General features: G+C 69.9%; 17 protein-coding genes. 7 read left to right on the plus strand and 10 right to left on the minus strand.

Annotated features, from left to right (window positions below):
- Together G3I40_RS40420 and G3I40_RS40425 are read left to right on the plus strand one after the other, a co-directional pair.
- Positions 1 to 441: glycosyltransferase (locus tag G3I40_RS40420; RefSeq protein WP_275410313.1), on the plus strand; the 441-nt coding region annotated here is incomplete at its 5' end.
- Positions 438 to 1,436, plus strand: coding sequence for a GDP-mannose 4,6-dehydratase (locus G3I40_RS40425; RefSeq protein ID WP_164559800.1), 999 nt, complete (start codon positions 438 to 440; stop codon positions 1,434 to 1,436). The genes G3I40_RS40420 and G3I40_RS40425, both read left to right, overlap by 4 nt.
- 201 nt (positions 1,437 to 1,637) lie before the next feature.
- Here the strand turns inward: G3I40_RS40425 and G3I40_RS40430 are convergent, their stop codons facing one another.
- Positions 1,638 to 2,258, minus strand: coding sequence for a TetR/AcrR family transcriptional regulator (locus tag G3I40_RS40430; RefSeq protein ID WP_164559811.1), 621 nt, complete (start codon positions 2,256 to 2,258; stop codon positions 1,638 to 1,640).
- 301 nt (positions 2,259 to 2,559) lie between these two features.
- On the opposite strand from G3I40_RS40430, the gene G3I40_RS40435 reads away from it, so the two are divergent.
- From G3I40_RS40435 to G3I40_RS40450, 4 genes are all read left to right on the plus strand, one after another.
- Complete coding sequence (locus tag G3I40_RS40435; RefSeq protein ID WP_164559801.1) at positions 2,560 to 3,528, plus strand: tetratricopeptide repeat protein; 969 nt, start codon at positions 2,560 to 2,562, stop codon at positions 3,526 to 3,528.
- Between the two features lie 640 nt (positions 3,529 to 4,168).
- Positions 4,169 to 4,786, plus strand: a complete 618-nt coding sequence (locus G3I40_RS40440; RefSeq protein ID WP_164559802.1) for a DUF6230 family protein — start codon at positions 4,169 to 4,171, stop codon at positions 4,784 to 4,786.
- A 156-nt stretch (positions 4,787 to 4,942) separates the two neighbouring features.
- Complete coding sequence (locus G3I40_RS40445; protein ID WP_164559803.1) at positions 4,943 to 5,503, plus strand: DUF6114 domain-containing protein; 561 nt, start codon at positions 4,943 to 4,945, stop codon at positions 5,501 to 5,503.
- On the plus strand, positions 5,493 to 6,776 hold the full coding sequence (locus G3I40_RS40450) for a hypothetical protein (protein WP_343245180.1): 1,284 nt from the start codon (positions 5,493 to 5,495) through the stop codon (positions 6,774 to 6,776). The genes G3I40_RS40445 and G3I40_RS40450 overlap by 11 nt, the downstream gene beginning before the upstream one ends.
- A 90-nt stretch (positions 6,777 to 6,866) precedes the next feature.
- Here G3I40_RS40450 and pyk read toward each other — a convergent pair whose 3' ends face one another.
- From pyk to pta, 3 genes are all read right to left on the minus strand, one after another.
- Positions 6,867 to 8,297: a pyruvate kinase gene (pyk, locus tag G3I40_RS40455; protein ID WP_164559804.1), complete on the minus strand. Its 1,431-nt coding sequence runs from the start codon at positions 8,295 to 8,297 to the stop codon at positions 6,867 to 6,869.
- A gap of 90 nt (positions 8,298 to 8,387) precedes the next feature.
- A complete protein-coding gene (locus G3I40_RS40460) occupies positions 8,388 to 9,653 on the minus strand; it encodes an acetate kinase (protein WP_164559805.1) in 1,266 nt (421 codons plus the stop codon).
- A complete protein-coding gene (gene pta, locus G3I40_RS40465) occupies positions 9,650 to 11,731 on the minus strand; it encodes a phosphate acetyltransferase (RefSeq protein WP_164559806.1) in 2,082 nt (693 codons plus the stop codon). Before pta ends, G3I40_RS40460 begins: the two co-directional genes overlap by 4 nt.
- Before the next feature lie 246 nt (positions 11,732 to 11,977).
- On the opposite strand from pta, the gene G3I40_RS40470 reads away from it, so the two are divergent.
- Positions 11,978 to 13,003 carry a 6-phosphofructokinase gene (locus G3I40_RS40470; protein WP_164559807.1) on the plus strand — a complete coding sequence of 342 codons (1,026 nt, stop codon included), beginning with the start codon at positions 11,978 to 11,980 and terminating at the stop codon, positions 13,001 to 13,003.
- Between the two features lie 27 nt (positions 13,004 to 13,030).
- Here G3I40_RS40470 and G3I40_RS40475 read toward each other — a convergent pair whose 3' ends face one another.
- From G3I40_RS40475 to G3I40_RS40500, 6 genes are all read right to left on the minus strand, one after another.
- Positions 13,031 to 13,723 (minus strand): helix-turn-helix transcriptional regulator, encoded by a 693-nt coding sequence (locus G3I40_RS40475; protein WP_164559813.1) that lies wholly within the window; start codon positions 13,721 to 13,723, stop codon positions 13,031 to 13,033.
- A gap of 108 nt (positions 13,724 to 13,831) precedes the next feature.
- Positions 13,832 to 14,659 (minus strand): carbohydrate ABC transporter permease, encoded by an 828-nt coding sequence (locus G3I40_RS40480; protein WP_164559808.1) that lies wholly within the window; start codon positions 14,657 to 14,659, stop codon positions 13,832 to 13,834.
- Positions 14,660 to 15,466, minus strand: a complete 807-nt coding sequence (locus G3I40_RS40485) for a sugar ABC transporter permease (RefSeq protein ID WP_164559814.1) — start codon at positions 15,464 to 15,466, stop codon at positions 14,660 to 14,662.
- A 79-nt stretch (positions 15,467 to 15,545) separates the two neighbouring features.
- Positions 15,546 to 16,913: an extracellular solute-binding protein gene (locus G3I40_RS40490; protein ID WP_164559809.1), complete on the minus strand. Its 1,368-nt coding sequence runs from the start codon at positions 16,911 to 16,913 to the stop codon at positions 15,546 to 15,548.
- Between the two features lie 223 nt (positions 16,914 to 17,136).
- Positions 17,137 to 17,814, minus strand: coding sequence for a response regulator (locus G3I40_RS40495; RefSeq protein ID WP_164559810.1), 678 nt, complete (start codon positions 17,812 to 17,814; stop codon positions 17,137 to 17,139).
- Positions 17,811 to 18,021 (minus strand): ATP-binding protein (locus G3I40_RS40500; RefSeq protein ID WP_239092230.1); only part of this gene is annotated, 211 nt, incomplete at its 5' end. The genes G3I40_RS40500 and G3I40_RS40495, both read right to left, overlap by 4 nt.

Consider the following 18,021-nt stretch of genomic DNA (forward strand, 5'->3'; position numbering starts at 1 on the left):
AAGACGGGACCCGCGGCCCTGGAGGACACCCGGCGCCGCCTGCTCGGCACCTCGGCCGTCGTCGTGCCCTACCTGGACCGCATGGACCTGGCCTACGCGGCCGCCGACCTGGTGGTGTGCCGCGCGGGCTCGGCCACGGTCGCCGAACTCGCCACGACCCGGGTCCCGGCCGTCCTCGTCCCGTACCCGCACGCGCCCGGCGACCACCAGACCCACAACGCGCGGGTGCTGTCCGACGTGGGAGCGGGCCTCCTGCTCCCGGACGCCTCGGCGAGCGCGGACGCCCTCGCGTACCTCGTCGAACCCCTCCTCGCCGATCCGGCGCGGCTGGCCGCGATGTCGGCGGCCGCGCCCGCGGGCCCGCACGCCAGGGCGGCCGACCTCCTGGCGCACCACGTACTCGAACTAGCAGGACGACAAAGGGAGTTGCAGTACACATGAGCACCACCTCCGCATGGCACGGCCGCACGGTCCTCGTCACCGGCGCCGAGGGCTTCATCGGATCGACCCTCGTCGACCTCCTCCTCGACGCGGGCGCGCACGTCCGGGCCTTCGTCCACTACAAGCCGTACGCCGAGAAGGGCCATCTGGCGCACCTGCTCGACGACCCCCGCGTCGAGATCCTGGCCGGCGACGTCCGCGACCCGGGCCGCGTCTGCGAAGCCGTCGCCGGCTGCGACACCGTCTTCCACCTGGCGGCCCTGATCGGCATCCCGTACTCGTACGACTCCCCGGGCGCCTACGTCCAGACGAACGTCGTCGGCACCGAGAACGTGGCCGAGGCCTGCCGCAGGCACTCCGTGCGTCGACTTGTCCACACATCGACGAGCGAGGTCTACGGCACGGCGCTCACGGCCCCGATCTCCGAAGCCCACCCCCTGCAGCCCCAGTCCCCGTACTCGGCCTCGAAGATCGGCGCCGACATGATGGCGCTCTCGCACTGGCACGCCTTCGAACTCCCGGTGACGGTGGTCCGCCCCTTCAACACCTACGGGCCCCGGCAGTCGGCCCGCGCCGTGATCCCCACGATCCTGGCCCAACTCCACTCCGGGGCACGGGAGATCAAGCTCGGCTCGCTGACGCCGACGCGCGACTTCACGTACGTCCGCGACACGGCGCGGGGCTTCATGGCCGTCGCCGGGAGCGACCGGGCGCTCGGCGAGGTCGTCAACCTCGGTACGGGACAGGAGATCTCGATCGGCGATCTGGCCGAGGCGCTGATCGAGGCGTCGGGGCGCGAGGCCCGGATCGTGGTCGACCCCGCGCGCCTGCGCCCGTCGGGCAGCGAGGTCCACCGGCTGCTCTCCGACAACGCGCGGGCGCGCGAATGGGCCGGCTGGGAGCCGGAGTTCTCCCTCGCGGAGGGGCTGAAGCGGACGTCCGCGTGGGTGGCGGACCACCTCGACCGGTTCGCTCCCGCCCGGTACCAGGTCTAGCTACCAGCTCGGTTCCGCCGGTCTATTGCCGACCGCGGATCCGGTGGGGGCCGGTCGCGCGGTTCCCCGCGCCCCTGGAAGGCCTGCGGCCTTCCTCGGGGAAATGCGACGCGCAGCGTCTGCATTTCAGGGGCGCGGGGAACTGCGCGACCAGCCACGACGCGAGCGGTACTCGACAACGCACCCGCAAGAACCGAGCTCCTAGTCGGACGACGCCGCGGCCAAGCCACCCAACAACAGCGCCGTGAAACGGCGGACCCACTCCGCGTCCACCGCCTCCGCACTCACCAGCGTCCGGTGCACCACCGCCCCCGCCGCCACGTCGAAGATGAGGTCCGCCGTGGCCGCCGCGACACAGGGGTCCTCCGCGACGGGAAGCTCACCGCGCCGCTCCGCGCGGGCCCGGCCCTCCAGGACGAGCCGCTTCTGGCGGTCCACGATCGACGTCCGGATCCGCTCCCGCAGCGGAGCGTCCCGCGTGGACTCGGCGACCACCGCCATCAGCGCCGTCTTCGTCTCCGGCCGGTCCAGGATCGCCGCGAACTGCAGCACCACGCCCTCGATGTCGGCCGCGAGCGAGCCCAGGTCGGGCAGTTCGAGTTCGTCGAAGAGGACGGCCACCGCGTCCACGACCAGTTCGTTCTTGCCCGCCCAGCGCCGGTACAGGGTCGTCTTGGCCACGCCGGCCCGCGTCGCGACGTCCCCCATCGTCAGCTTCGACCAGCCGAGGTCCACCAGGGCGGCGCGGGTCGCCTCCAGGATCGCCTCGTCCGCTTCGGCGGACCGGGGGCGACCAGTACGGGACGGGGTGCGGCTCTGCATGGTCATGGACCATACCGGCCGGTAGGCACGGGAGCGCGCGTGAGCCAGATCACCACGGCCCCCTTGCCCTGAGGTACCGGCCGCCAGTTACGCTACGACCCGTAGCGAAAGCACGATCTCGTGCGCCCACCTCGGTTCTGCACCCCGAAGTGGCCCCGGACGAGCGGCAACCACTGGTGCCGGGTGGGGACCCGGCGCCGAGCGAACCGGCCGAGTCCGCTCCGCAGGCCTCGCAATCCGGCGGGAGGCCACGGAGTGGGTCCCGGCCCACAACTGTCCGCGGAAGGGGGAGACTGTACGCATGCAGCCACGGAACATGTCCATGAGCGGAGTCGTCGATCTCGCCGCGGTGAAGGCGGCCCAGGAGGCCAAGGCGAAGGCGGAGCAGGCGCGCGCCGAAGCGGCCCGGCAGGGCGGCGGCGGGGCCGTGCCCGCGTCGAGCCTTGTCATCGACGTCAATGAGGCGGACTTCGAGCGCGACGTCCTGCAGCGCTCCACCGAAGTGCCCGTCGTCATCGACTTCTGGGCCGAGTGGTGCGAGCCCTGCAAGCAGCTGAGCCCGCTGCTCGAGCGGCTCGCCGCCGAGTACAGCGGCCGCTTCGTACTCGCCAAGATCGATGTCGACGCCAACCAGATGTTGATGCAGCAGTTCGGGGTCCAGGGGATCCCGGCCGTTTTCGCGGTCGTCGCCGGGCAGGCCCTGCCCCTCTTCCAGGGGGCGGCCCCCGAGGAGCAGATCCGCGGCACCCTCGACCAGTTGATCCAGGTCGCCGAGGAGCGCTTCGGGCTCACCGGCATCGCCGTGGACCCGGATGCGGAGGGCCCCGCACCGGTCGTGGAGGCTCCGGCCGGTCCGTACGACGCGCTCCTGGAGAGGGCCGTTCAGGCCCTTGACGCCGGCGACATGGCGGGCGCGGTCCAGGCGTACAAGAACGTGCTCTCGGACGACCCCGGGAACACCGAGGCCAAGCTCGGTCTCGGCCAGGCCGAACTCCTGCAGCGCGTGGAGGGGATGGACCCCCAGGCCGTGCGCAGGGGCGCCGCCGAGAAGCCCGCCGACGTGGCGGCGCAGATCGCGGCCGCCGACCTGGACCTCGTCGGGGGACACGTCGAGGACGCCTTCGGGCGGCTCGTCGACACCGTGGCCCGCTCGGCCGGTGACGACCGGGACAAGGCGCGGGTCAGGCTCCTGGAGTTGTTCGAGGTCGTAGGGCCCGATGACCCCCGGGTGGCCACCGCGCGTGCGGCTCTGGCCCGGGTTCTCTTCTGAGCCGTCAGTGACCTGTTCCTAAACGCCACGGCTTGTGATGCCGGGGTGAAAGTTCTGTCCCCAGGGGCCCACAGCGACCGCGCTTTACCAAAACTTGGTAATCGCGGTCGCTGTTACTTGGAGTAAGTCGGGGGCTGTTTTCTGTCCGGTTCCGTACCGGATTCCACCACAATGTCAACTGGGTTGACGGCACCCTGCGTTGTCGCACGATGCCGGGCGGTCGTGGTTCGGTTATCCGTCCGTTACCCGTGAGTAACGAACCCCCTTGTGCGAGCGGCGGGAATGCACCACGATCGGGCACGCTCGGTCCACTCCCCACCTGTCCGGCAGCCATTCGGACGGCGGGGTTCTTGGGTCCCCACCGGGCAGGTCGGCGGCGGACCATGGGGAGCGCCGTCGGTCTAGGACAGGGGGGTCTCAGCCACCTGGCTGGGCCTGTCCGCAGGTTGCGCGTGATGGCTCAGGTGCGACCAGTGGTTGTCGCTCGGGGGTGATCGCCGGTGATCAGGGTGCGGATGCGCGCCTCCGATGCGGGCGCTCTCCTTCCCGAGGACGTAGCACTTCTCCCATCCCTGCCCGGCTGAGCCGCCGCAAGGGGCAGTCAGGGCCGGAGATGTACGTCCGAGAAGGAGGAACAGTCATGAAGTCCGTGACTCGTGGCGGAACCAGATGGAAGCGGTTCGCCGTAGTCATGGTGCCGAGCGTCGCGGCGACTGCCGCGATAGGTGTCGCCCTGTCCCAGGGCGCGCTTGCGGCATCGTTCAGCGTTTCAGGCCAGTCGTTCAAGGTGACGGCCGACTCTCTTGATGGCAAGGGCTTCGCCCAGTACGGCGCCATCGACACCGGCAAGACGGGTGCCCACCCGGTTGCCGTCGTCGGCATGAAGTCGGCGACGATCAACAACCTCTGCCAGTCCGTCGTCGTGCCGGTCCCGGTCTTCGGCGATGTGTCGATGACCCTGTCGGCCGGTGCGGACAAGAGCAACCCGGTCGAGGCCAAGACCCTCTACATCGACGCCGATGATCTGAAGGCCGATGCGACCTTCAACAACATCGACATCGGTGTGGCGGCGGGTGACGCAGCCAAGGGCCCGGGTATCCACCAGGGCGACAAGGCCGACCCGAACTCGTTCGCGCAGCAGGCCGACTCGGTGCACTTCGAGAACGTCCAGCAGCGTGCGTGGGCCACGACGGCCGGCACCTTCAAGCTCTCGGGCCTCAAGATGAGTGTCAAGAAGGGCAAGCACGAGTGCTACTAGTCCGCAAGGGTCCGCACCGGGCCCGGGACTAGGCACTTGATGCGCTGAACGGCCGGGCGCGGGGGCGTGCGGGAAACGCTCCGGGCCGTCCCCGTGCCCGTAACCGGACAGCCATCGTCACCACAGAACAACGCCATTCCCGAGGAGCTGTACGACATGAGCGCCGAAGCGCACGCAGGGCTGGGCCCGAAGCTTGGTCACATGCGCCAATCGTTCCGAGGGTGGCGCGGTCAGCGCCCGTTCTGGGGTGGTCTGCTGGCCATCCTCGGCGGCATCCCGATCATGTACTTCCCGTACGCGAATCTGACGCTCGGCAGCATGACGATCCGGATGGCGACGACGGCGGGAGCCGGGTCGCTCATCATCGGTGTGCTGTTGGTGGTGCTCGGCCTGACGATGTGGTTCCAGCCGCACTCCCGGGTGTTCGCGGGTGTGGCGGCGATTCTTCTCGCCCTGGTCTCCCTGGTGGTCTCCAACTTCGGGGGCTTCGTCATCGGCTTCCTGCTCTCGCTGATCGGCGGCGCCCTCGGCGTCTCGTGGGCTCCGGGCAGGCAGCAGGACAAGACGGCCGCGCAGGGTGGTGACGACGCCGGGTCCGACGACTCGCCCGTCGTGCCGCCGATCGCAGGTGCCACCTATCGGGTCGCGGGCGCAAACGACGACGTGTCAGGGACGAGCCCGGACAACGGGACGAACGGGAGGCACCGTGCCGGCTGACGAGGTGCACCACGAGGACTCCATGGCGGGGTCCCGTGCGAGAACCGGGCCGCGGCATGCGGCGCCGAGGAAGCATCTGTTCACCAGGCTGCACATGCCCGCGGGCAAGGCGATAGCCATCGCGGCCATGCCCACGGCCGTACTGATGGGCCTCGGCATGACGCCCACGCTGGCGTCCGCCAAGGACAACCCGACCAAGTTCTCGGTGGACGACTACAAAGCGTGCGCCGACGCGGTGGAAGCGAACAAGGACGGCAAGTCCGCCACCGACGACAAGGACAAGGCGCAGGAGTCCAAGACTCCCGAGCCGTCCGCGTCGTCGTCGAGCGACAAGGCCGACAAGGCCGACAAGAGTGACAAGGACGCCAAGGATCCGGCGGGCTCGGACGGCAAGGACGCGGCGACGCCGACTCCCTCGCCCTCGGCCTCCACCGGGACGAAGGCGGACTCCGGCGCCGACGAGAAGGCGGCCACGCCGTCGCCCTCGGCGTCCGAGACCAAGAACCCGCTCGACCCGCTGGGTGTCGGCGACGCGCTCAAGGACCTGTTCACGCCGAAGGACAAGGAGACGGCCAGTCCGACTCCCAGCCCGTCGGCGTCGGCGTCCGGTGCCGACTCCAAGGACCTGGGCGACACGGTCAAGGACACCGTCGACGGGGCCGGGGACGCGGTCAAGGACACGGCCGACAAGGCCGGCGACGCGGTCAAGGACACCAAGGACGGCGTCGACAAGGCCACGAAGAAGGCCGAGGAGGCGGCGACCCCGTCCCCGAGCGCCTCCGGTGAGGTGCCGGACAACTGCCCGGTCGCCACCGACGCGGCGGGCGCCGATGAGGACACCCCCGCCCAACTGCCGAACGACGTCTGGAAGTTGCAGGCCAGCTCGCTCCTGCTGAAGGGCGCGGACTACAAGGGCCTCGTCGACGTCCGGATGGCGGACGGCACCACCAAGCGCGTGATGAAGTACATCATCTCGGACGGTACGGACATCGGGGATCTGCACCAGATCGCCCCCGGCCCGAACGGCAAGTACTTCCACATCCGCTCGGACAAGGGCTCCACGTCCACCATTCGCGGCGGGAAGACGACGATGTACACGGAGGAGCTCTCGGGCAATCTGCTCGGGCTCATCCCGCTGACGTTCAACGCCAAGAACCCTCCGCCGATCAACCTGCCGCTCCTGTACTTCACCAACGTGAAGGTCACGCAGGCCGCGCAGTTCGGCGGGAACCTGCACGTGCCCGGACTGCACACCACGGTCGAGGACAGCTGACCGCCTTCAAGGCCCGTCCGGGAGCCGCACACGACGGAGGGCGCCCCCCTGCATCAGGGGGGCGCCCTCCGTCATTGCCGTGCCGGGGCGTCAGTCGCGCTCGCCGCCGCCCAGGTGGTGCACCCGGACCATGTTGGTGGAGCCGGGGACGCCGGGGGGCGAACCGGCCGTGATGACCACGGTGTCGCCGTCGTTGAAGCGGTTCAGCTTGACCAGCTCGGCGTCGACCAGCTCGACCATGGCGTCGGTGTTGTCCACGTGCGGCACGACGTGTGCCTCGACGCCCCAGCTCAGCGCGAGCTGGTTGCGGGTGGCCTCCTCCGTGGTGAACGCGAGGATCGGCTGGGCCGCGCGGTAGCGGGACAGCCGGCGGGCCGTGTCGCCGGACTGCGTGAAGGCCACCAGTGCCTCACCGTTCAGGAAGTCTGCGATCTCGCACGCGGCGCGGGCCACCGAACCACCCTGGGTGCGCGGCTTCTTGCCGGGCACGAGCGGCTGCAGGCCCTTGGAGAGCAGCTCCTCCTCGGCCGCGACGACGATCTTCGACATCGTCTTGACGGTCTCGATCGGGTACGCGCCCACGGAGGACTCGGCGGACAGCATGACCGCGTCGGCGCCGTCCAGGATCGCGTTGGCGACGTCGGACGCCTCGGCGCGCGTGGGGCGCGAGTTGGTGATCATCGACTCCATCATCTGGGTCGCGACGATCACCGGCTTGGCGTTGCGGCGGCACATCTCCACGAGGCGCTTCTGCACCATCGGGACCTTCTCCAGCGGGTACTCGACCGCGAGGTCACCGCGCGCCACCATGATCCAGTCGAACGCCGCGACGACGCCCTCCATGTTGGCGACGGCCTGCGGCTTCTCGACCTTGGCGCCGACGGGGACCCGGCGGCCCTCCTCGTCCATGACCTTGTGGACGTCCTTGACGTCGTTGGCGTCGCGCACGAAGGACAGGGCGACCATGTCGCAGCCCATCTTCAGGGCGAAGCGCAGGTCCTCGATGTCCTTCTCGGACAGGGCCGGGACGTTGACCGCCGCGCCGGGCAGGTTGATGCCCTTGTGGTCGGAGATGACACCGCCCTCGACGACGATCGTCTTCACGCGCGGGCCGTCGACCTCGACGACGCGCAGCTCGACGTTGCCGTCGTTGATGAGGACCTGGTCGCCCTTGGAGACGTCACCGGGCAGACCCTTGTAGGTGGTGCCACAGATCGACTTGTCGCCGGGCACGTCCTCGGTGGTGATGGTGAACTCGTCACCGCGCACCAGCTCGACGGGGCCCTCGGCGAAGGTCTCCAGACGGATCTTCGGGCCCTGCAGGTCGGCGAGGACGCCCACCGCGCGGCCGGTCTTCGCGGCAGCGGCGCGAACACGGTCGTAGCGACCCTGGTGTTCGGCGTGCGTGCCGTGGCTGAAGTTGAAGCGGGCCACGTTCATGCCGGCCTCGATCAGCGAGACGAGCTGCTCTTCGGAGTCGACGGCGGGGCCCAGCGTGCAGACGATTTTGGAACGGCGCATGGGGGCGATCCTATCGGTTTGTTTCGCTACGGAATATTCCGTCTGGCGGAATCTACAAATGGGCGGATGTGCGCTCAGGTGTGACGGCTGTCACTCGTTCCTGACCAGGGCGTAGGTCTGCTGCGCGATCTCCAGCTCCTCGTCGGTCGGCACCACGGCCACGGCCACCCGGGCGTACTCGGGCGAGATGATCCGGGCCTCGTCGGAACGTACGGAATTGAGCTCGCCGTCGACCGCGAGGCCCAGCTCCTCCAGGCCCGCGACCGCAGCTTCGCGCACCGGCGCCGCGTTCTCGCCGACCCCGGCGGTGAACGCGACCGCGTCCACCCGGCCGAGCACCGCGTAGTACGAGCCGAGGTACTTCTTCAGACGGTGGATGTAGATGTCGAAGGCGAGCTGCGCCTCCTGGTCGCCCTCGTCGACGCGGCGGCGGATCTCCCGCATGTCGTTGTCGCCGCACAGGCCGATCAGACCCGACTTCTTGTTGAGCAGAACGTCGATCTCGTCCGCGGACATGTTGCCCACCCGCATCAGATGGAAGATGACGGCCGGGTCGACGTCTCCTGAACGGGTGCCCATCACGAGCCCTTCCAGCGGCGTCAGACCCATGGACGTCTCCACGCAGACCCCGCCGCGCACCGCGGAGGCCGAGGCGCCGTTGCCCAGGTGCAGGACGATGACGTTGACCTCCTCCGGCTCCTTGCCCAGCAGCTCGGCCGTCTTGCGGGACACGTACGCGTGCGACGTGCCGTGGAAGCCGTAGCGGCGGATGCGGTGCTCGTCGGCGGTCTTCACGTCGATCGCGTAGCGCGCCGCAGACTCCGGCATCGTCGTGTGGAACGCCGTGTCGAAGACCGCGACCTGCGGCAGGTCGGGGCGCAGCGCCTGGGCGGTGCGGATGCCCGTCAGGTTCGCCGGGTTGTGCAGCGGCGCCACCGGGATGAGCCGCTCGATCTCGGTGAGCACCGCGTCGTCGATGACGGTCGGCTGCGAGAAGAACAGGCCGCCGTGCACCACCCGGTGGCCGATCGCGGCCAGCTCGGGGGAGTCCAGGCCGAGCCCGTCCTGCGCCAGCTCCTCGGCGACCGCTTCCAGCGCGACCTTGTGATCGGCGATCGGGCGGTTCTGCTCGCGCGCCTCGCCGCCGGCCGGGGTGTGCTTCAGGCGGGAGGTCTCCTCACCGATGCGCTCGACCAGGCCCACGGCAAGGCGCGCGTGGTCGCGCATGTCGAGGAGCTGGTACTTCACCGACGAGGAGCCGGAGTTGAGGACGAGGACGCGGGCCGGCGAAGCGGAGGCCGGGCGCGGCTCGTCGGACGGGGCGGTGGCGGGCGACGGGAGGGACACGGGTGTCATGCCTTTTCGGTGGGGGTCTGGGCCTGGATCGCCGTGATGGCGACGGTGTTCACGATGTCCTGCACGAGCGCGCCGCGGGACAGGTCGTTGACCGGCTTGCGCAGGCCCTGCAGGACCGGGCCGACGGCGATCGCGCCGGCCGAGCGCTGCACGGCCTTGTACGTGTTGTTGCCGGTGTTGAGGTCCGGGAAGATCAGCACGCTGGCCTGCCCCGCGACCTCGGACCCGGGAAGCTTCGTGGCCGCGACGGACGGCTCGACCGCCGCGTCGTACTGGATCGGCCCCTCGATCTTCAGGTCGGTCCGGCGGCCGCGCACCAGCTCCGTGGCCTCGCGGACCTTGTCGACGTCCGCGCCGGAGCCGGAGGTGCCGGTCGAGTACGACAGCATCGCGATCCGCGGGGCGACGCCGAACTGCTCGGCCGTGCTCGCCGACTGGATGGCGATGTCGGCCAGCTGCTGGGCGTTCGGGTCCGGGTTCACGGCGCAGTCGCCGTAGACGAGGACCTTGTCCGCCAGGCACATGAAGAAGACGGAGGAGACGATCGCGGCGTCCGGCTTCGTCTTGATGATCTCGAAGGCCGGGCGGATCGTCGCGGCCGTGGAGTGCACGGAGCCGGAGACCATGCCGTCGGCCAGGCCCTCCTGCACCATCAGCGTGCCGAAGTAGTTCACGTCGGCGACCACGTCGTGCGCCAGCTCCACGGTCACGCCCTTGTGGGCGCGCAGCTGCGCGTACTCGGCGGCGAAACGGTCCCGCAGCTCGGAGGTCTGCGGGTCGATGAGCTCGGAGCCGGCCAGGTCCACGCCGAGGTCGGCGGCCTTCTTGCGGATCTGCTCGACCGGGCCGAGCAGCGTCAGGTCGCACACGCCCCGGCGCAGCAGCACGTCGGCGGCGCGCAGCACCCGCTCCTCGGTGCCCTCGGGCAGCACGACGCGGCGCTTGTCCGAGCGGGCCTGCTCCAGGAGCTTGTGCTCGAACATCATCGGCGTGAGGCGGTCGGAGGAGGGGGCCTGGATGGTCTTGAGCAGACCCGCCGTGTCGACGTAGCGCTCGAAGAGACCGAGGGCGGTCTCCGCCTTGCGCGGCGTCGCGGCGTTCAACTTGCCTTCCATGGCGAACAGTTCGGCCGCCGTCGGGAAGGAGCCACCGGTCACCGCGATCACCGGGGTGCCGGGCGCGAGGCGGTCGGCGAGCTTGAGGATCGCCTCGCCGGGCCGCTCGTTCAGTGTGAGGATCACGCCCGCGATCGGCGGGGTGCCGGCGCTGTGCGCGGCCAGCGAGCCCACCACCAGGTCGGCCCGGTCGCCGGGGGTGACGACCATGCAGCCCGGGGTCAGCGCGTTCAGGAAGTTCGGCAGCATGGCACCGCCGAAGACGAAGTCGAGGGCGTCGCGCGCCAGGCCCGCGTCGTCGCCGAGCAGCACCGTGCCGCCGAGGGCGTGGGTGATCTGGGCGACGGTCGGCGCGGCGAGCGCGGGCTCGTCCGGGAGCACGTAGGTGGGGACCGGAAGACGGGCGTCGAGCCGCTCCCGGATCTCCTCGCGGTCCTCGGCGGCGACCCGGTTGACGATCATGGCGAGGACGTCGCAGCCCAGGCCGTCGTAGGCGCGGTAGGCGTTGCGGACCTCGGCGCGCACCGAGTCCTCGGTCTGCTTCCTGCCGCCCACCACCGGGATCACGGAGGCGCCGAACTCGTTCGCCAGGCGGGCGTTGAGGGCCAGCTCGTCGGGGAGCTGGGTGTCGGCGAAGTCGGTGCCGAGCACGAGGACGACGTCGTAGTCGCGGGCCACCCCGTGGAACCGGTCGACCAGGCGCGAGACCAGCTCGTCGGTGCCCTGCTCGGCCTGGATCGCGGACGCCTCGTGATAGTCGAGGCCGTACACGCCCGCCGGGTCCTGGGACAGCCGGTAGCGGGACCGCAGCAGGTCGAAGAGCCGGTCGGGGCCGTCGTGGACGAGCGGGCGGAAGACGCCCACCCGGTCGACCTGGCGGGTCAGGAGTTCCATGACTCCCAGCTCGACGACCTGGCGGCCGTCGCCCCGGTCGATCCCGGTCACGTACACGCTGCGCGTCACGCGTGCTCTCCGTTTCCCTCGTGGGCCACAAAAAAATGGCCGTAATGGAAGCTGTGCCCTCTTGACAATACCTCTGGCGGTGGCTAGGTCGCCCGCCGGACATAAGGCCTGCACAGCAGGGTCCCAGGGCCCGCTCGCACCCTGCCGAAGTTCCCCTCGTGGGCGTGCGCGAACGCGGAGCCTTCCGGAGCGTGGAAGAATCGCAGTGGCTCACACGTACCGGCAGCGAGCAGGAGACACAGCACGATGCGCATCGGAGTTCTCACCGCAGGCGGCGACTGCCCTGGCCTGAACGCAGTGATCCGGTCGGTCGTGCACCGAGCCGTCACGCACTACGGCGACGAGGTGCTCGGCTTTGAAGACGGATACGCGGGACTGCTCGACGGGCGCCACCGGCCCCTCGATCTGAACGCGGTCAGCGGCATCCTCGCCCGCGGCGGCACCATCCTCGGCTCGTCCCGCCTGGAGCGCGACAAGTTCCGCGCGTTCTGTGACAACGCCAAGCAGCTGGCCGCCGAGATCGGCTTCGACGTCCTCATCCCGATCGGCGGCGAGGGCACGCTGACCGCCGCCCGGATGCTCGCCGACGCGGGCCTGCCGGTCGTCGGCGTCCCGAAGACGATCGACAACGACATCTCCTCCACGGACCGCACCTTCGGCTTCGACACCGCCGTCGGCGTCGCCACCGAGGCGATCGACCGCCTCAAGACGACCGCCGAGTCCCACCAGCGCGTGATGGTCGTCGAGGTCATGGGCCGGCACGCGGGCTGGATCGCCCTGGAGTCCGGCATGGCCGGCGGCGCCCACGGCATCTGCCTGCCCGAGCGCCCCTTCGACCCCGCCGATCTGGTCAAGATGGTCGAGGAGCGGTTCGCCCGCGGCAAGAAGTTCGCCGTCGTCTGCGTCGCCGAGGGCGCGCACCCCGCCGACGGCACCATGGACTACGGCACGGGCGCCATCGACCAGTTCGGCCACGAGCGCTTCCAGGGCATCGGCACCGCCCTCGCCTTCGAGCTGGAGTCCCGCCTCGGCAAGGAGGCGCGGCCCGTCATCCTCGGCCACGTCCAGCGCGGCGGCACCCCCACCGCGTACGACCGGGTGCTCGCCACCCGCTTCGGCTGGCACGCCGTGGAGGCCGCGCACCGCGGCGAGTTCGGCAAGATGACCGCCCTGCGCGGCACCGACATCTCGATGGTCCCGCTCGCCGACGCCGTCACCGAGCTCAAGACGGTCCCCAAGGACCGCATGGACGAGGCCGAGTCGGTCTTCTAGACCGCACGTTCTCCACCGCGCACGTTCTCAGGGGTTGCGGATCCTGGACCAGAACTCCTCCAGGATCCGCTCCAGGAACTGCCGCCCCGCCTCACCCGAGTCGGCCGACGAGCCGCCGCCCCAGCTGAGCGTCGAGGTCATCAGCGCCTGGTACTCCAGGTGCAGCTCGTGCAGGACGTCCTCCACCTCGCGCCGCTGCACCGGCAGCAGCCGGGTCAGCGGCCGCACGTACGCCTGCCAGCGCGTGGTCGCCGCACTGCGCAGCAGCTCGGCCAGCTGCCCGTCCCGCCCGGTCACCGTCGCGAAGGCGCGAGGCGCGAGACGCAGCACCCCGGCGAGCGCACTCGACTGGCGGTCGTTGCCCCGCCACTCGCCCGTCTCCTCCATGCGCAGATACGCGTGGATCTCCACACCGACGTCCCGGGCCACGTCCTCCGGGGCGAGCCCGAGCGCGAGCCGGTGCTCGCGCAAGGTCCTGGGCGCGCCGATGAGTTCCCCGGGCGAGCACCACAACGCCCCGGCGAGCGCGGTGAGTTCACCCGCCGTGGGCGCCATGTCGCCGCGCTCCCAGGCGACGACGAGCTCCGGTGTGATGTGGGCGAGCCCGTAGGAGGCGCGCATGCCGTACGCGACATGGCCCGGCGCCATCCCGAGCGCCTCACGGAGGCGACGGGCGGCAGGGGCGTTGAAGGGCGGCGTCGGCTGGTTCGCTGCGGCGATGTGCTGCACGGGCACAAAATAGGGGGGAACGGGGAGCTTGGCTACGGTGCGTTCGTCTTGGGTGACATGTCGTAGGAACGTACAGGTAGAACGTGCGGGTGCGGCGGGTCAGCCCTTGACCGCGCCGCCGAGCGCGAAGCCGCCGCCGAAGCGCCGGGACACCAGGACGTACAGCAGGATCACCGGCGTCGAGTAGATGATCGAGAACGCGGCGAGCTGGCCGTAGACGACCGTGCCGCGGTTGCCGAAGAAGTCGTTGATGCTGACCGACGCCGGCATCTGGTCGGGGGAGAGCAGCAGCATGAACGGGACGAAGAAGTTGCCCCACATCATGGCGAAGCAGAACACCGTGACGACGGCGATCCCCGGCCCCATCAACGGCAGCACGATCCGCACCAGCGACTGGAAGGTGCCCGCCCCGTCCGTCCAGGCCGCCTCCTCCAGCTCCTTCGGCACGCCGTCCATGAAGTTCTTCATCAGCCAGATGGCGAAAGGGAGTTGGGAGGCGGTGAAGAAGTAGATCGTGCCCGCCATCGTGTCGATCAGATCGACCTGCACGAACAGCGCGTACACCGGCACCATGACCGCCGTGATCGGCAGACACGTCGCGAAGAGGATCGTCGTCAGGTACGGGTTGTTCAGGCGCGAGCGGTAGCGCGAGAGCGGATACGCGGCGAGCGCGGCGCAGGCGACCGTGAGGGCCGTCGCCCCGCCGCACAGGATCAGGCTGTTGAGCAGCGGCGTGAACGTGATGTCCGGCTTGAGCACCGCGTCGAAGTTGTCGAACGTGGGGTGCGAGGGGAGCTTCACCTTGAGGTTCGCGTCGGCGTCGAACGACGACAGGACCACCCAGGCCAGGGGGAGCACGAAGGCGAGGGCGACGAGGGTGAGACTGACGTCGGCCGTCAGCCGGTTGCGGGTGCGTCGGCGGGTCACTCAAGCCTCCGTGCGCAGCAGGCGCATATAGACCACTGAGAACAGGGAGCCGACGACGAGGAGCAGCAGGGCGACCGCCGTGCCGTAGCCGATCATGCTCTTCTGGAAGGCCTGCTCGTACATGTACAGGGGCAGCGTCTGGCTGCGGTTGCCCGGCCCGCCCCGGGTCATCACCCAGATCAGGCCGAAGACGGACAGGGTCTGGAGCGTGTTGAGCATCAGGTTCGTGCCGATGGAACGGCGGATCATGGGCAGCGTGATGTGCCACAGCCGCCGCGGGCCGTTCGCGCCGTCCACCTCCGCGGACTCGGTGATCTCGGTGGGGATCTCGTCGAGCGCCGCCGAGTAGACGAGCATCGAGAAGGCCGTGCCACGCCATACGTTCGCGAACGACACGGCGAGGATCGGCAGCGTGTAGAGCCAGTTCTGGGAGGGCAGCCCGAGCCAGTCGAGGATCGCGTTCAGCGTGCCCTCGCGGCGGAAGAACGCGTAGAGCAGGAAGCCCGCCACGACCTCCGGCAGCACCCAGGCCGTGACGACGACGGCGCCGGTGACCGTGCGGACCGGTTTCGAGGCACGCTTCATGAGCGCCGCGAGGGCCAGGCCCAGCACGTTCTGGCCCACGACCGACGACAGGAACGTGAAGACCAGCGTCAGCCGGACCGCGTTGAGGAAGGCGTCGTCCTGGAACGCGGACGTGAAGTTGTCGAACCCGACGAACGACGAGTGGGCCTGGCCGGTCAGCTGGAGGTCGGTGAAGGCGAGGTAGACGCAGTAGCCGATCGGCCCCGCCAGGAACAGCCCCATGACGATCGTGGCGGGGGCGAGCGGCAGCGCGCGCAGCACGGAGCGCCCGACGGGCTTGGCTCCAGGGCTCGTTGACGTCTTACGGCTTGTCGACAATTTTACCGTCCGCCGCCGTCTTCAGCTGCTCGTCGTACGTCGACGCCGCCTCGCTCACCGAGGCGTCCCCGGTGGTCACCGACTCCATCGCCTCCTGGATCGCCGTCGACACCTTGGGGTAGGCGGGATAGGCCGGGCGGTAGTGGGTCGAGGCGACCAGGTCCGTGAAGAACTTGATGCCGGGCTGCGCCTTGATGTACTCCGGGTCCGCGGCGACGTCCTTGCGCACCGAGATGCCGGAGTTGGCGATGTACCAGCGCTGCGCGTTCGCCTTGGTCTGCATCGTCTTGATGAAGTCGAAGGCGAGGTCGGGGTTGGCGGACTTGGCCGGGATCGCCCAGGTCCAGCCGCCGGACATGGAGACCTTCCCGGGCGCCTGGCCGTGTTGCGTCGGCATGTACGCGAGGCCCAACTTCTGCGACCACTCGGGCCATTCGTGCCCCGCGCCCTTGATCCAGTCCTGCGGGAGCCAGGAGCCGTCGAGGTCGATGCCCAGCTTGCCCTTGGGCAGCCGGTCGCCGCGGACCGTGGTGCCGACGTTCGGGTCGAGCGCGTCGGAGACGTCGGGGCCGAGCTTCTCCTTGTAGACCGTCTCCACGAACTTCAGGCTGTCCTTGAACGCCTTCGACCCCGCGACCCACTTGCTCGACGACTTGTCGTAGAGAGGGTCGTCGCCACCGGCACCCGTCCCGTACAGCAGCATCTCGAAGCCCTGCATCGTGGACTGCTCGCCGCCCGGCTTGCCGGTGTAGACGTTCAGCGGAGTGACACCGGAGACCTTCTTCTTGATGGTGCGGGCGGCAGCGAGGACCTCGTCCCAGTTCTTCGGCTGCCAGGGGATCTTGATGCCCGCCTTCGCGAGGATGGCCTTGTCGTACCAGAGCCCGCGGGTGTCCGTGCCGTCCGGGACGCCGTACGTCTTCCCGTCCTCGGCCTTCGCGGCGGTCTTCGCGGTGTCGATGAACTGGTCCCAGTCCGCCCACTTGCCGAGGTACGTGTCCAGGGGCCTCAAGTACCCGCTGGTGATGTCCGAGTTGATGAGGAACGTGTCCTCGTAGACCAGGTCGGGAGCGGTCTTCGGCGAGCGCAGCATCTGCTGCAGCTTCGTGTAGTAGTCGGCGTCCGCGGCCTTGATCGGGACGAGTTCGACCTTCTTGCCCGGGTGGGCCTTCTCGAACTGCTTCTTCATCGCGGCGAGATAGACGTCCGGGACCTTGCTCTTGTTGTCCGTGGACTGCTTGTACGAGACCTTGATCGTGTTCGCGTCGCTGCCGGACCCGCCGCCGCAGGCGGTGAGCGTGCCGGCGGCCAACAGGGCGGTGACGACGAGCAGAGGGGCGGTGGGGCGCACGGGCACGACCTCCTACGGAGCATCGCGGGCATCGTTGCCTCGCGGGGCTGCCCGTGAACGTACGGTCCGGTTCGGACCAAGGTCAATGGGTGTGCGGCGGCACACGGCACAACGGTGACAACGTTGTTATCGAGCCGGACGGGCCAGTCGGGCTCCCTGGATACTCAGGCAAGGACCCCGTCTGGCACGGGCCCGGCGGGCGAGGACCCGCGCACCGGTCCCGTCACTTCCAGGAGTACATCAGCTCGGGCCGCCCGACCTGCCCGTACTGCGGGCTGCGCACGGCCCGGTCCGCGTCGACCAGGTGCTCCAGGTAACGGCGCGCGGTGATGCGCGAGATGCCGATGGTCGCGGCGGCGGTCGTCGCGGTCATGCCCTCGGGCGCGGCCTCGCGCAGGGCCTGGGTGACCCGCTCCAGAGTGGGCGCGCTCAGCCCCTTGGGCAGGGCGGCCGGGGCGGGGGAACGCAGATTGGCCAGCGCCCGGTCCACCTCGTCCTGGCCGGTGGCCTCCCCGGTCGTCGTGCGGTACTCGGCGTAGCGCTCCAGGCGGTCGCGCAGGGTGGCGAACGTGAACGGCTTCAGCACGTACTGGACGACGCCCAGCGAGACGCCCTCGCGGACCACGGCCAGATCGCGGGCCGAGGTGACCGCGATGACGTCCGCCTGGTGCCCGGCGGTGCGCAACGACCGGGCGAGCGTCAGCCCGTGCCCGTCCGGCAGGTGCAGATCGAGCAGGATCAGGTCGACGGGCACGCGGTCCAGGGCGCGGCGCGCCTCGGCGGCGGTGTGCGCCTTGGCGACGGTGGCGAAGCCCGGCACGCGGTCGACGTAGAGGGCGTGGGCGTCGGCGGCGACGGGATCGTCCTCCACCACCAGGACGCGGATGCGCGGTTCCGTCATGCCGGGCCGTCCTGGATCGTGGTCGGGACCTCGTCGGGGGTTCTCGGCGCCGGCAGCGCGGGGAGCGTCGCGGCGCCCTCCTCCAGCGGCAGCGTCACCGTGAACTCGGCGCCGCCGCCCGGCGGCCGGGTCATCTCCAGCGTGCCACCGTTGCGGTGCACCGCCTGCCGTACGAGCGCGAGGCCGAGGCCGCGCCCGCCGGGCCCG

Origin of the sequence: Streptomyces sp. SID14478 (assembly GCF_010548525.1) — a bacterium.
In the GTDB taxonomy this organism is placed as follows: domain Bacteria; phylum Actinomycetota; class Actinomycetes; order Streptomycetales; family Streptomycetaceae; genus Streptomyces.

Coding starts and splice junctions, on each gene's coding strand:
- G3I40_RS40425 (WP_164559800.1), top strand. CDS start 438: ATGAGCACCACCTCCGCATGGCACGGCCGCACGGTCCTCGTCACCGGC.
- G3I40_RS40435 (WP_164559801.1), top strand. CDS start 2,560: ATGCAGCCACGGAACATGTCCATGAGCGGAGTCGTCGATCTCGCCGCG.
- G3I40_RS40485 (WP_164559814.1), bottom strand. CDS start 15,466: ATGGGGCTGTTCCTGGCGGGGCCGATCGGCTACTGCGTCTACCTCGCC.
- G3I40_RS40470 (WP_164559807.1), top strand. CDS start 11,978: ATGCGCATCGGAGTTCTCACCGCAGGCGGCGACTGCCCTGGCCTGAAC.
- G3I40_RS40460 (WP_164559805.1), bottom strand. CDS start 9,653: ATGACACCCGTGTCCCTCCCGTCGCCCGCCACCGCCCCGTCCGACGAG.
- G3I40_RS40445 (WP_164559803.1), top strand. CDS start 4,943: ATGAGCGCCGAAGCGCACGCAGGGCTGGGCCCGAAGCTTGGTCACATG.
- G3I40_RS40430 (WP_164559811.1), bottom strand. CDS start 2,258: ATGCAGAGCCGCACCCCGTCCCGTACTGGTCGCCCCCGGTCCGCCGAA.
- G3I40_RS40440 (WP_164559802.1), top strand. CDS start 4,169: ATGAAGTCCGTGACTCGTGGCGGAACCAGATGGAAGCGGTTCGCCGTA.
- G3I40_RS40495 (WP_164559810.1), bottom strand. CDS start 17,814: ATGACGGAACCGCGCATCCGCGTCCTGGTGGTGGAGGACGATCCCGTC.
- pyk (WP_164559804.1), bottom strand. CDS start 8,297: ATGCGCCGTTCCAAAATCGTCTGCACGCTGGGCCCCGCCGTCGACTCC.